Annotated in this window: 9 protein-coding genes; 3 read left to right on the top strand and 6 right to left on the bottom strand. The window is 34.4% G+C overall.

The genetic code is table 11. The features are described from left to right. Window positions 1-99: 99 nt before the first annotated feature. The gene (locus tag KMW28_RS06565; RefSeq protein ID WP_169664084.1) at window positions 100-3,534 is read right to left on the bottom strand and encodes a CHAT domain-containing protein; all 3,435 of its coding nucleotides are present in this window, start codon (window positions 3,532-3,534) and stop codon (window positions 100-102) included. Window positions 3,535-3,737: 203 nt separating this feature from the next. After that, window positions 3,738-5,048, bottom strand: a complete 1,311-nt coding sequence (nqrF, locus tag KMW28_RS06560; protein ID WP_169664085.1) for an NADH:ubiquinone reductase (Na(+)-transporting) subunit F — start codon at window positions 5,046-5,048, stop codon at window positions 3,738-3,740. Between the two features lie 609 nt (window positions 5,049-5,657). Here nqrF and KMW28_RS06555 point away from each other — a divergent pair. After that, the gene (locus KMW28_RS06555; protein WP_169664086.1) at window positions 5,658-8,489 is read left to right on the top strand and encodes a PKD domain-containing protein; all 2,832 of its coding nucleotides are present in this window, start codon (window positions 5,658-5,660) and stop codon (window positions 8,487-8,489) included. Window positions 8,490-8,569: 80 nt separating this feature from the next. Here KMW28_RS06555 and KMW28_RS06550 read toward each other — a convergent pair whose 3' ends face one another. Together KMW28_RS06550 and KMW28_RS06545 are read right to left on the bottom strand one after the other, a co-directional pair. Then, on the bottom strand, window positions 8,570-9,871 hold the full coding sequence (locus KMW28_RS06550) for an ABC transporter permease (RefSeq protein ID WP_169664087.1): 1,302 nt from the start codon (window positions 9,869-9,871) through the stop codon (window positions 8,570-8,572). Beyond that, complete coding sequence (locus tag KMW28_RS06545) at window positions 9,864-10,796, bottom strand: ABC transporter ATP-binding protein (RefSeq protein ID WP_169664088.1); 933 nt, start codon at window positions 10,794-10,796, stop codon at window positions 9,864-9,866. Before KMW28_RS06545 ends, KMW28_RS06550 begins: the two co-directional genes overlap by 8 nt. A gap of 237 nt (window positions 10,797-11,033) precedes the next feature. On the opposite strand from KMW28_RS06545, the gene KMW28_RS06540 reads away from it, so the two are divergent. Together KMW28_RS06540 and KMW28_RS06535 are read left to right on the top strand one after the other, a co-directional pair. Then, window positions 11,034-11,243: a hypothetical protein gene (locus tag KMW28_RS06540; protein WP_066209067.1), complete on the top strand. Its 210-nt coding sequence runs from the start codon at window positions 11,034-11,036 to the stop codon at window positions 11,241-11,243. Window positions 11,244-11,495: 252 nt separating this feature from the next. Next, the gene (locus KMW28_RS06535) at window positions 11,496-12,089 is read left to right on the top strand and encodes a YtfJ family protein (protein ID WP_169664089.1); all 594 of its coding nucleotides are present in this window, start codon (window positions 11,496-11,498) and stop codon (window positions 12,087-12,089) included. Between the two features lie 100 nt (window positions 12,090-12,189). Here KMW28_RS06535 and KMW28_RS06530 read toward each other — a convergent pair whose 3' ends face one another. Further along, window positions 12,190-13,290, bottom strand: coding sequence for an RluA family pseudouridine synthase (locus KMW28_RS06530; protein ID WP_169664090.1), 1,101 nt, complete (start codon window positions 13,288-13,290; stop codon window positions 12,190-12,192). Between the two features lie 318 nt (window positions 13,291-13,608). Then, on the bottom strand, window positions 13,609-14,367 hold the full coding sequence (locus tag KMW28_RS06525; protein ID WP_169664091.1) for a tetratricopeptide repeat protein: 759 nt from the start codon (window positions 14,365-14,367) through the stop codon (window positions 13,609-13,611). Between the last annotated feature and the right edge of the window lie 14 nt (window positions 14,368-14,381).

Here is a 14,381-nt window from a genome sequence, read left to right as displayed (position 1 = left end):
TATTTATAAATGATTATTCATTCACTATTAAGACCGCATTAAACATCCATTTGTATATTAAAATGTGTTAAAATGAATTTTATTTTGAAATTATGTAGATTAATGAACCATCACAAAGGCTCCCCAATAATAAGGATCTTTGTATTCTTTCATCATTTTGATTTGTGCAGCACGAAATGCTTTATCAATATCTTTGGTTTCAAACCATTGTTTGTAAAATTCATTCATCAACTTTTGGGTAGCTAGATCGTCTACACTCCAAAGGCTCATCACTATAGATTCTACTCCAGCGATACTAAAAGCATATTGTAACCCTGAAATACCATCCCCGTCGGATATATCAGATACTCCGGATTGGCAGGCTGATAAAATTAATAAGGATGTATTCTTAAGATCCAAGTCTTTTACTTCATATGCAGTCAACAATCCATCATTCCCTGATTGATAAATCTCTTCTAAAGACTTATTGTTATTGGATGTCACCTCTGTAAAAAACAAACCTGATTTTAATAATGAGTTTTGTAAAATAGGGTTGATCATCTTATCAATATAGATACCATGAGTTGCAATATGCATAATTGCTGGTGAGTTTTTCAGATTTTTGATGTTCCCTTCTGTGGCATTGTTTCTATAATAGGTACTCACATTCCAACCCTTACTTTTAAATAGGTTTTCTGTGTTTTCCAACTCTGTTTTGGTTCCAGGTAAATCTGTAAGATAAAACGAATACTTCTCTTGTTCAGAAGATGATTCATCTACTTCTCTTATAAAATTAGATTCTGAACTCTCCTCAAAAGCCGGGTTACCAAAAAGGCAGATCTCATTATTCTTAAATTCAGACATCTTGATATTCTTTCGTATATCTGATGTACTAATAACTAACTCAATATCTTCTTCTTCAATTAAATACTTCTTTGTTTCCTTATTATAAAGCACATTCAAGTTCACTGCATTATATATACCATCTTTGCTGATGTATATTTTATCGATATTATCTTTAAAGGAATCTAATCCTTTCTGTATAGGTTTCCAGTAAAGATCGTATGCAGAAACTTTAGGCGCAGAATTACTCTTAAATACTAATGACCTTGTTTTAGGCTGTGTTTCCTTTGTATAAACAGTAAACAAGTCGTTTTCCATCAATGCTGCATTTCCGATGGGAATAAATTGTGGTGTTTTACAATCTGATGATACTGCAATTGCCACATAAAATGACTCTTTTGGATTAATACATTTCAACTTAATGATTTCAACAGCTACTTCATTATCGTCTAATTTATCTTGTACATCTTTCCATGTAACATACTCAGATAATTGAAGAGAATCTTCATCAGTTTCAGAAGCAAAACTTAACGACTTCTCTAAATTATTAATACGGTCTGTCAACATATAAGAGTTAATATGAAGATCATTTCGTTCTTTAACTGACAGATAGTTTGCTGTTGCTAATTTAGACTTCTGTGCTTCTAAGTGGTTGACATAATCAGAAAAGTTCATCTTATTTCGATACTTTCCAAGCTGATCTATTTTCGCTTTTCGTGCAATCGATTCTTTCAAAAAGTACTTACGATAATTGATTTGAAGATCGTAACACTTTTCCACCATTTCTTGAGATTTAAACCCTTCTCTTTTGGTCATCAAACTAAAAAAGTAATTGAAGATACCCGAAGTGTGATGGATATAGTTGATTTTTTCATCTTCAGAAGTAAAATTGAGCTGGGTATCGTATTGTTTAAATCGCATATCTACTCCCTTAATCGCTAACTCTTTTGCTTCTTCCCATTCACCTAAAAGAGATTTCACATAGGCAATCCTTCCTAAGTAGCCTGGCCAATAGACCGACTCTTCAGTGAATTTACCTTTGATTACTCTGTACTCATCCAAAGCTTTATCCAACTCCCCTTTCCTAATAAAAATACTTCCTGCTAAGTCAACAATTTTTATTCTTTGATATTGCATTTCATCAATTCCATGATAATTGGCTATCTCAATAGCTTTGTGGAAATAAGCTATGGCTTGATCAAATTCTTCTTTTTTAGTAGCTATCTCCCCTCTGATAGTATTTGATTTAATAAACAAAGGATGCTTTGGATTTACCAGTAACGTCAACTGATCCTCAACTGATTTAATATCTTCCAAAGTTTGAATGCTATCCAACATATCTTCATTGAACTGAGCATTCAGAAGGGTTAGCTTTAGGTTTTGATACACCACACTATTTTCCATACCTCTTCTTTTAAGAAAACGCACTTCCGTTTCGCAAATACCAATGGCACTTTGAGTTCTTCCTAGAGTGATAAAGAGGTCAGATAGAATCACTATTGCTTCGCTATAATATTCTGTAAAGAATACTTTTTCTTGACGAACGATAGAGACCAATTCCATCAAATTAAGTTCTGCATTAATATAATCTCCTTGAAGGAAATAGTATTCACCTAATATCTTTAAGTAGTGGTAATACAGTTCTCTTTTCCCTAAATCATCTTTGCTAATTTTATCAAGATATTGTTTTGTACTTTCTGTGTCTCCTTTTTGTAAATGGACATCAGTGATACAAAGCATCAATTCCGTTTTTAGGTTACTATTATTTTTAAATTTTGATAGATTTTTTTCAACTACTGAATAATTATTCAAAGCTTCCTTTAAGTATCCTTTTTCAGCCATCAATTTTCCTAAATCTAAATAGGCCATAATGGTGGCTAATTGATTTTCACCAAAATGCTCTTTACGATGGCTTATTAGACTGTTATAAAACGTGTATGACATTTTATAGTCATTGATATAAAAATAATGATTGGCTAAAGCTTCTAAAAGAATAGCATACACAGGGCTTTTCTTGCGGTCACCTTCGATTAACCCTTCTTGGGCTTTTTCTAATAAATCAATTGCCTTTTCTGGTTTATACCATTTAGTGTAAAGTTTGGCGAAATAGATATATAACCATTCCTTACTAATTGTATTCTCTGATTTACTCTTTAAACCACTCTTATTTAGGTTGGCTGCAAATTCAAATGATTTATTAAAATAGTCTTCGCTTTTTTGAAACTCACCAAGGTGCATATTCAGAATTGCTCTATTGATATTGCATAAATTGAAATCAGGGTGTTGTTGGGTTAATGTTTTGTAGTAAATCATTTCAGCCTCATTAAGAATAGGAAAAGCCGCAAAAGCGTCTCCTACATTAATCTTACAAAAGGCCAAATAATTTAAAGCCAAGGCGTAATCAGGGTATAGCCACCCTGAAGACTTATCCATTATTTCAATGGATTTGTTTAACAACTCTATAGCTTCAAAATATTCGTAATGAAGGATTGATAATTCAGAAGTTACCAATAAAGGAATGACCACCTCAATGGCATGGTCTCCATATTCATTTTCTGTTTCGCTTATCCAAGTATTTGCTAATTTTTTGGCTTCTTCAAATCTTCCTTGTTCTTGTAAAGATTTAATTACGTCTGGGTTAATTGTTTGATTAGCAAATAATGTATGTGAAAATAAATATATAGAAAGTAGTAAAATAAAGTATTTCAACATCAATTAGGGGATAATAAATTGAATGCTAGACACTTCCAACATCCACAGGGTTAATTTAGATATAAGTACAGATTGTTATATGATATCATATAATTGCCGTAAAGTTAATAAAACCTAACAATAAAATGATATAATCCCCTTTTTTAACAAAAAAAGACTGCCCTTTCGAACAGTCTTTCTTTATATCTATAAAAATGTGTTGATTAACCACCGAAGTCGTCAAACGATACATTTTCTTTTGGAATACCAAAGTCTTCCGTCATCTTAATTACCGCTGCGTTCATCATTGGAGGACCACAGAAGTAGAATTCGATTTCCTCTGGCTCATCGTGTTTCGATAAGTAGTTATCGATTAAAGCTTGGTGTACAAAACCTGTGTAACCATCGCCTTCACTATCGTTCAAGTCAGTTTTATTTGTCCAGTTATCTTCAGGAAGAGGCTCAGACAATACTTTGTAGAACTTGAAGTTAGGGAATTCAGCTTCAATCTTAGCGAAATCTTCTTCGTAGAATAATTCACGACGTGAACGACCACCATACCAGAACTGAACCTTACGGTTAGTTTTTAGTGTGTGGAATAAGTGGAATAAGTGCGAACGCATTGGCGCCATACCTGCACCACCACCTACATAGATCATTTCAGCATCTGTGTCTTTGATGAAGAATTCACCATAAGGACCTGAAACAGTTACCTTGTCACCTGGCTTACGTGAGAATACGTAAGAAGAACAGATACCTGGGTTCACATCCATCCAACCGTTTTTCGCTCTATCCCAAGGTGGAGTTGCGATACGGATGTTCAACATGACAATGTTACCTTCAGCTGGGTGGTTAGCCATTGAGTAAGCACGGAAGATCTCCTCATCGTTAACCATTTTAAGATCCCAAAGACCAAAGTTATCCCAATCTGGTTGGAACTCATCAGCTTTCTTACCCATACGAGGGTGAGCAGTGATGTCCATGTCTTTGAAGTCTACAGTTACCTCTGGTACGTCAATCTGAATATATCCACCTGCTTCGAAGTCCAATGTCTCACCTTCAGGAAGCTTCACAACGAATTCTTTAATGAAAGTTGCTACGTTGTAGTTAGATACAACTTCACATTCCCATTTCTTAATTCCGAAGATTTCTTCTGGTATTTGAACTTGCATGTCATTTTTTACTTTAACCTGACAAGCAAGGCGTACGTTTTCATGTTGTTCGGCACGAGATAAGTGACCTACTTCGGTTGGGAGTACATCTCCACCACCGTCTGTAACGCGACATTTACACATCGCACAAGTACCACCGCCACCACATGCAGAAGGCAAAAAGATTTTCTGCGCTGAAAGTGTAGTCAAAAGTGTTGAACCCGCAGCTACAACTACTGGGTTTGATTCGTCACCGTTAAGAACGATCTTAACGTCACCACTTTGTACTAACTTCATCTGGGCGAACAGGAGTACAAAAACCAATAACAGGATCAAGACCGTAAAGGCCACAATCGCTGCAGGTACTACTACTGATAGTTCCATGATAAAAATTTGTGAAAAAATAAGTGTAAAACTATTTTTATATGGCTACAAATATAAAAGGCATTCTTTCTGATTAAAAGAAAAAAGGCTTTAAAAAATATAAAAGTGCTGTATTTATAATCTATTTACACATTTACTTCTTTTTTACAGATTTGTCACCATACATATCAACAAATTATTGATTAATGGATTTGTTTTATGCCTACTGTATTCTATCTCTTCAATAGTTAAATCGTCATTTTATTTTTAATCCAACATCATTAAAAAAAGATTCCTTCAAACCTTAAAAAACCCATCGAATAATAAAATATTACTACACTGATTACGACATTTTTGATGATGGAGTGATATCAGATAATCTACAAAATGAAGGTGGAAATTTTTAAATTGGTGGAAAAAATTAAATCAGTACTTAAATATAGAAGCTGTATTACTTCACTATTAGGACATCAATTGATTCTACATTTTATAACTCCTACATTCAAGTTAGTTATTTAGCATGCTAAAAATTTTCAACCATAGGACTTCACTGTAACACAACGAGCTCAAACATGGTGAGGTACTTATTTAAATAGTGTAATACTAACTAAATAGAAAATCAATCCAACTATGAAAACAATCATAATGCTTAGCTTATTGTGCATGGCACTTTTTGCTCATGCTCAAGGAAACCGTTTAATCGTAGAAAAGTCTGACGGAACTAAAACAAAAATCTTCATGAATGGAGGTAACCTAGCTTGGGATCAATTTGCAAATGATTTTGGCCCTGGAGCGACAAATTTCGATTATTTCGATGAAGTGTTCACCAACTTTGAAAATGCGGGAGGAAACTCTATGCGTCTTTGGATCCATATTAATGGAGCGAACAATCCTAACTTGGATGGTAATGGCAAATGTATAGGACTTGAAGAAAGTCATATTGAAGACATGAGAGGTGTTCTCAATTTGGCTTATAATCACAACATCGTTTTAGTCATGAGTTTGTGGTCATTTGATATGCTTAATAATCGGGACTACCCTCTTGAAGTTTCAGAACAAGGGTATAAAATTCTGACAGAAGAAGCGAATGTTCAAGCGTATATAGACAATGCACTAATTCCAATGGTAGAAGCGTTTAAAGATCATCCGGCAGTAGGTGCTTGGGAGATTTTTAATGAACCTGAAGGTATGAGTGATGAATTCGGTTGGTCACATACAAGACATGTTCCTATGAGTGTTATTCAACGATTTGTCAACCGTTGTACAGGTGCAATTCATAGAGTTGATCCCGAAGCACAAGTAACAAATGGTACTTGGTCGATGTATGCGGGTACAGATATTTATAATTCACAAAATCCAATTTACAAGAATTATTACAGCGATGAGGAGTTAATTAATGCAGGTGGTGATAGCTTAGGTGTACTAGATTTTTATCAGATACATTATTATGAGTGGATGAATAATGAAATCTCTGTAATGCATCATCCTGCTTCTTATTGGCAACTTGATAAACCTATCTTGGTAGGTGAGTTTTATCCATTGGATGCAAAAGGGATCGCTTGGCAGACATATCATGATTTACTTTATAACTCAGGATATGCTGGAGCGATGTCTTGGCAATGGTATGGCGAAAAAGGACAAATTGAACCTTACCGTACAAATATGGTTGCTTTAATGGAGAGCATCAGAGATTATCCAGATATTCAGATTGAATCAGGAAGAAACCGTTTCCCAACTATCAGTAAAATTGACAATGGATTATTTTATAGAAATGCAGATCCTGTCAGTAATTACGTTGACTTAGACTCTATCGCTAATGACCCCGATAATGATCCACTAACATTTAGTGTAAAAAGTAACTCCAATCCAAGTTTAGTATCGGTGAGTATTAATAGCGAAAATCAGGTAGGATTAAGTTTCACTTCTGAAATGGTTGGAGAAGCTACAATTGTTATAGAAGTTACAGATGCTGGAGGATTAACCGCTATCTCTGAATTTAATATTGCAGTTAGAGAGGCTGGTACTGGTAATTTAGCCCTTTTTAGAACTACAGTTTATAGTTCTTCAAACGAACCAGGAACATCTACTGCTGATCCTATTTTTGCCACAGATGGTGATTACAATACAAGATGGTCAAGTGCGTATGAAGATCCCACTTGGTATTATGTTGATTTGGGTGCTACTTATCAGGTTAGTCAGGTGAAACTATTCTGGGAAGCAGCTTATGGCCAACGCTACGAGATACAATTAAGTGATGATGCCACTAATTGGACTACCGTATACACTGAAAACAGTGGTGATGGTGGAGAAGATGATATTATTTTCCCTGCTTCAGCGGCTAGATATATTAGAATGTATGGAGTTCAAAGAGGTACAAGTTGGGGGTATTCTTTATATGAATTTGAAGTTTATGGTGAAGGGAGCGTTAATCAATCACCATCAGCTACTATCACTGCCACTCCAACTTCTGGAAATACTCCTCTAGATGTTTCTTTAGATGGCAGCCTATCTTCTGATCCTGATGGCAGCATTGTGAGTTACGAATGGAACTTTGGTGATAGTACTGCAACTGGAGTTACATCTTCAGTAAGATATACCGAAAAAGGAACTTACACCATTCAACTTAAAGTAACTGATGATAAAGGAGCTACTGATTCTACTTCAGTAACGATTGTTGTCAACGATCCTAACAATCCAAATATTCCCCCTATAGCCATAATAACAGCTACACCTATCTCAGGAACAGAGCCATTAACGGTAAACTTTAATGCCTCAAGCTCATCAGATACTGATGGAAGTATTGCTAGTTATGATTGGGATTTTGGTGATGGCACTTCAGGTAATGATGTAGAAGTCAATCATACTTTTAATACAACAGGAACTTATCAAGTGGTATTACTTGTCACAGATAACGAAGGTGCAGCTTCTCAAGATACTGTAACTATTACAGTAGACCCATGGGCACCTTGTGGGAATCCCACTCCTATCACTGTTCCTTTTGTTAAAAATGGTGCGGGTGAATTTTGCTGGGTCACTTCAGAAGCATTCCCAATTATTAATTCTTGGAATCTAGATTTATTAGAAATCAATGGAGTTGATCTAACGAATAAGTACAGTCAAGACATTCCAGAACCAATCAATGGTCAGTGGACAATCCATTACATAGGATCATTCAATTGGTCACACTTTCATATTGAAGCTCCAACCACTCCTATGGCAGCTACTCAAGCACAATCTGTGTATCCTAATCCATTTACAAATACAGTAACTGTTGATTTAAAGGGAACGAATGCTTCAAAAGTTGAACTAATTGATGAAAACGGTCAAGTACTAAATACATACAGTGGAGATCAATTAAATTCCGATGAATTAAACATAGAAATCAATTCAGCAGGATCACAATTCTTCGTACGTATTTATAGTGGAAATGAAATTATTGTTAGAAGAATCTACAAGCAATAACTTCTTCTGTATATATAGAAAAAACAAGCCTCGAATGCTGATTCGAGGCTTGTTTTTTTTAATATAACCTTCAGTAAATATTAGTCGTTTCTCAACATCCACTTTAAAATCTCTCCATAGGTTGGCTTTTTACCATATGTAAGTAATCCGATTCGGTAAATACGTGATGCAATCCAAACGCTAAATACAAAACCGATCAATAAGCTAAACATGGAAAGCAACACTTCTCCTCCAAAACCTATAAATGGCATTCGGATCATCATAATTACAGGAGAAGTTAAAGGTATAATAGAAAACCAATAGGCTAAACTGCCTTGAGGATCGGAAACAATTCCTCCCGAAAGTGCTATTGCTAAGATTAAAGGCATTGTCACAGGGAGCATAAATTGTTGGGTATCTGTTTCGTTATCCACACTTGCTCCAACTGCTGCAAATAATGATGCGTACATCAGATATGCAAAGATGAAATAGAAGATAAATGCTCCCAACATACCTATGAAGTTAAAATCATGGAGAATGTAAAAAATCTCTGATAGTTTATCGACTTCTAAATTATTGGCTTGATTCTGTAGATTGGCTTGTTGAATTTGTTCGTAAGGGATTTCTACAAAAGAAGAAATCACAGTAGTACTAATTGCACCTAAGACAATCCATAGTCCTAATTGAGTTAGCCCCACTAAACCTACTCCCAATATTTTTCCCAACATCAATTCGTAAGGTTTTACAGAAGAAACGATCACTTCTACTACTCTACTTGTCTTCTCTTCTAGTACCCCTTTCATTACCATAGTAGAATACATAAATACAAAGAAGTAGATCACTAGCCCACCAATAATACCGATAACAGAGGAAACGGTCACATGACTATCCGATTCTTTTCCATCATTATTAAGGTTTACTGTTCTTATTTGAAGTGGCTTATTTAATGCTTCTACTTGTGACTTCGTCACACCTAAAAGCGGTAGTTTCAAAGTTTTAATTTTTTGAGTAAGCTTTCGTTCAATATCAGTTACTGTTTTCGCTCCCAAGCCTTTACTTTCGTAAAGCATTACACCATCCATCTTTTCAAGTGTAAATGACTTTGGAATATGAAGGAAACCATCAATTGTTCCATTCTTTAAATAGGTTTTCCCTGAATCTACCTCACTATTTAAATAATGAAAATTGAAATTATTGTCAGAAGATGTAAACACAGACTCAAACAATCCTGATTCATCGACAACGGCGATTTCTTTTTCTTCACCATCAGAAATACTTGCCCAAATGATGATGCCATAGAAGGCAACAATCATTAGCGGCCCTAGAATGGACATGATAATGAAAGATTTCTTCCTTACCCTCGTGATGTATTCTCTACTTACTATTAATAAAACCTTATGCATCTACTTCTTCAATTTGTTTGATATTACCGTTCTGAACTGTTTCTAAAAAGATATCGTGCATACTTGGTATCTTTTCTTTTATTCCCAACACTGTAGTAAGTTTCATCACTTCCATCAATAAATCATTAGGCGAAGCATCCAAAAGCTTTACAGTTTGTTTGTAGCCGTATAGCTGTTCACTTGTTTCCTCTATTAATTGATGTGGTGTTTCTGATATTATAACAGGATCTGTTGTGGTTAACTCAAACTGATTATTTCTATATACTTTTTTGATCTCGTTTTTTGTTCCTTCGATCATTTTTTTTGATGAATTAATCAAAGCGATACGGTCGCACAGTTGTTCTACAGATTCCATCCTATGGGTAGATAAAATGATGGTGGCACCTTCATTCTTCAATCGAATGATTTCATCTCTGATTAATTGAGCATTGACTGGATCGAACCCTGAAAATGGCTCATCCAAGATTAATAAAGAAGGTTCGTGTATAACAGTGCAGATAAACTGTACTTTCTGTTGCATACCTTTTGATAAATCCTCTACTTTATGTTTATGCCAAGGCATTAAAGAAAGCCTTTCCAACCAAGTTTTAGTTTTTGATTTTGCCTCTTTCTTAGAAATTCCTTTAAGTTGAGCAAAGTATAAAATCTGCTCTGCAACACCCATCTTTTTATATAAACCTCTCTCTTCAGGTAAATATCCCATCTTAAACACATCAGATGGCTTTAAAGCGTGACCTTCGAACAATATTTCTCCTTCCTCAGGCGAAATTATTTGAGTAATAGATCGAATAAGTGATGTTTTACCAGCTCCATTAGGTCCTAACAAACCAAAAATGCACTGCTTTGGCACCTGAATTGACACATTATCTAATGCTATATGGTTTGCATATCGTTTAGTTAAACCTTTGACTTCGAGGATATTCAATTTGAGTAAATGTTATTTAAATAAGATAGAATTGTACGCAATTTAACCTTTTCTTCCGATATAGGCTTGTTTTTTTGTAAAGATCGCAAATAGTTTACATCAACTAGGTCATCAAAATATAATTTTTTAAATTGTGTTAAGTTAAATATTTAATTAACTACCATTACTGATAAACGCAAACATATTTCGTTCTTCTTTGAAGTACTTACTATTTATGTTAAACCTAAGATTACTACCATGTTTAAATCATTTAGAGCACGCTATAATTTTCAGCGTACAGCAGCAAAACCAAAAGTGAATAGAGAACTTGAAGGTTTTGAGATTAAAATAAATTCAGCGGGTGAAATAGAAAGCTCATACAGCATCGATCAGTTAAATGAGTTTCTAAACCGTAAAGTTTATGATAAGAAGTTGAAAAACGACGTTGAGAATCAAGAAATTTTATAATATAATTCTTTTACCCGACTATTTCTTGTTCTATTAGCTTATACTATCACTTTACACCTTTCACACACATCATAAAAATATACGCTAAACAATATCTATTTAGATGTTTACCGGAATTAAGAAATAATTAAGCCCTTCAGTCGAAGGGCTTTTTTATGTTTTTTAACTCCTGTATGATATCAAACAATTCTAAATAGAATCAACTTAACAAGATAGAAAGCGTTATTTCAACTAAACATCAAATTCTATCAAATGATCAAAATCGTAAAACTTACTATACTTTCTGTAATTTGTCTTGTTACGCAAAACACACTATTTGCTCAAACCACTCTTAAACGTGGTGATAAAATTGAGAAAGTTGATATCCGAGATTTAAATAATAAACCTGCCGTAACACCAGGTATTGGAGAAAAAGTAACATTAATCTTTTATCCAGATCCAGATAAACCATCAATGAATGAAAAATTTATTGAGGAAGTAAAAAAATGGCAATTCCCAGAGGATGAATATTTAGCTTATGGTATTGTTAACCTTGCTGATTCTCCTTATCCAAATAGTGTTATTCGCTTTATGACAAGAATGGTAAGAAAACGTTCAAAACAAGAAGCTGATGCTTTGATCTTAACCGATCCGAAACGTTTTGTGCAAGATGCTTGGAATACGGGCGATTGTAACAACAGTTTTGCTATTCTATTAGTTGATGCTGAAGGAAAAGTTCTTTTCTGGAAAGCAGCTGAAATGGATGATGATGAAATCGACTTTGTGATTAATGAGATTAAGGCAAATGTGTCGACTGCTCATAAATACACAGAAGAAGAAATGAAACAATTCGAGTTATCGAAATAACATAAACACAAGAGAATTTTTCCTGTGACCTAATATAATTGACCAAATAAAAAGCCTTCTGATATTCGTATCAGAAGGCTCATTTTATTTATAAGGTATCCTAACTATATTTTAGATAGTCTTCCCATCTTTTTATCAATTTCTGCATATCCTGAGGAATTTCAGAATCAAATTGCATCCACTCATTGGTGGTAGGATGTACAAATCCTAATGATTTTGCATGAAGTGCCTGTCTTGGACAGATCTTAAAGTTATTATCCACAAAAGTTTTGTACTTTCCAGTACGTTCTCCCTTTAAAATCTTATCACCTCCATACATTTGATCAGAAAAGAGCGGGTGACCTAAGTGTTTCATATGCACACGAATTTGGTGTGTTCTACCTGTTTCCAGTTTACACTCCACTAAGCTTACATAACGTAGGTCTTTTAATTGTTTGTAATGTGTTATTGCCTTCTTTCCTCTAGTAGATTCATCTGGAATAACTGTATACATCCTTCTATCGCTTTCAGAACGACCAATCATTGTGGTTAGTGTACCTTCCTCACCTTGGTCAGAAAACGTCCCCCAAACTAGTGCTTGATATGTCCTTTCAATAGTGTGATCATAGAATTGTTTTGATAAATGCGTTAAGGCATTTTCATTTTTAGCTATAACCAATAACCCTGAGGTATCTTTATCAATTCTATGTACCAAACCCGGTTTATCTTCTCCATTAAAAGAAGTAGGCAATCCTTTAAAGTGGTACACCAAAGCGTTCACTAAAGTACCACTCGTGTTATTGAATCCTGGATGCACAACCATCCCAGGCTTTTTATTGACAATCAATAAATCGTTGTCCTCATAAACAATGTCTAAAGGAATGTCTTGAGGTTCCAACTCTGTAGATCTTGGTTTTGGCATAAATACCATCACTACATCTCCAGGAGTTACTTTATAATTTGGTTTTACAGGCAGACCATTGACTAAGAAATGTCCTTCTTTTAAACCGGATTGTATTCTATTTCTTGATAAGTTTGGTATTCTATCTACTAAAAATCTATCAATCCTTAGGGGTTGTTGTTTAGGATCTACCTCAATTTTTAGTTCATCGAATTCCTGAACCGATTTTAAGTCTTCTTCTGTTAGATTAAAATCTTCAGGTCTGAAATAAGAATCATCGTCCTCATCGTCACGACGTATTTTTTTTGATTCTTCAATCATTTTTTGTTCATCTAGGTGAGTTAAATCGTTATTTGTTGCATTCCTTTTTTAGTGCTTAAATCATCTCATCTACTTCTAATTGATACACATAGAATATGATAAATGCTTTTGGCAATTAAGCATGTTCGTTAAAAAAAATCGCTTCTTTTTAAGAGAACACTTTTAGTTTAAAAGAATAAAAAAATATCGATAAATATGGCGTAAAGATATTCTAATCCAATATAGAACAAAATACCTTTACCAAAAACACCGTGTGCACATAGTTGAGTGAACACGTTGTTTTTCTTAATACATTGATGTTTTATTTAAGAAAAGTCCTTATTTCTCTTCGTTGGAAGGAAGCTTAAAACCGTTCTTTAGAAAAGCGACAAATTCTTTAAACATTTCTTTGTTGGTAAACACGCTTTTAACGATTCCCCAAAGTCCTTGTTGTTGAATTTGATTTTGTTCAGCGATAAGTTTCTTTTTATTCTCTTCGATGATACGCTTTTGCTCAGCTTCTTGTTCTTCTTTCTCTTTTTTCCACTCCTTAAGAAGATCATCCACTTCAGATTTTTCAGGGTTTAGTCCTTCATACCCTACAAGTTCATTTGATTTTTTATAGGATTCTTGTGCCTTATCCCAAGCACCTGTCTGTTCTTGGATAAGACCTAAGTTGTTATGAGCGATAGCATCATCAGGATCCAATTCAATTGCTTTTTGGTAATCGGCAATTGCACCATCTGTATCTTTAATATTCGCTTTTATAAAGGCTCTACTTGAATATCTATAGGCATTATTAGGCTCTAATTTCACAGCTTTATCAAAATCTAATAAAGCACTTTTAGAACGTTTTTGCATATGAAGAATGATCCCTCTATGTGCAAAAAAGTCTGCATTTAAAGGTTGTAAGTCTATTGCTTTGTTAATTGATGTGATCGCTCCATCCAAGGCCTTCATTTTATATCGAGCCACAGAAAGATGATAAAATGCTCCTGCATTATTTTTATCTTGAGCAATTACTTTATTTAACTCTGCTATCGCTTCTTGGTAGTTACCTTCTTTTATTAAGTTAACAGCGTGATTATATTGTTCCATAAATAACGTCTGAG

It is taken from the genome of Flammeovirga yaeyamensis, from assembly GCF_018736045.1.
Taxonomy (GTDB): domain Bacteria; phylum Bacteroidota; class Bacteroidia; order Cytophagales; family Flammeovirgaceae; genus Flammeovirga; species Flammeovirga yaeyamensis.
The sequence above is the reverse complement of the archived record's forward strand: the minus strand, read 5'-3'. Positions and strand labels throughout refer to the sequence as shown.

Coding starts and splice junctions, on each gene's coding strand:
- KMW28_RS06565 (WP_169664084.1), bottom strand. CDS start 3,534: ATGTTGAAATACTTTATTTTACTACTTTCTATATATTTATTTTCACAT.
- nqrF (WP_169664085.1), bottom strand. CDS start 5,048: ATGGAACTATCAGTAGTAGTACCTGCAGCGATTGTGGCCTTTACGGTC.
- KMW28_RS06555 (WP_169664086.1), top strand. CDS start 5,658: ATGAAAACAATCATAATGCTTAGCTTATTGTGCATGGCACTTTTTGCT.
- KMW28_RS06550 (WP_169664087.1), bottom strand. CDS start 9,871: ATGCATAAGGTTTTATTAATAGTAAGTAGAGAATACATCACGAGGGTA.
- KMW28_RS06540 (WP_066209067.1), top strand. CDS start 11,034: ATGTTTAAATCATTTAGAGCACGCTATAATTTTCAGCGTACAGCAGCA.
- KMW28_RS06535 (WP_169664089.1), top strand. CDS start 11,496: ATGATCAAAATCGTAAAACTTACTATACTTTCTGTAATTTGTCTTGTT.
- KMW28_RS06530 (WP_169664090.1), bottom strand. CDS start 13,290: ATGATTGAAGAATCAAAAAAAATACGTCGTGACGATGAGGACGATGAT.
- KMW28_RS06525 (WP_169664091.1), bottom strand. CDS start 14,367: ATGGAACAATATAATCACGCTGTTAACTTAATAAAAGAAGGTAACTAC.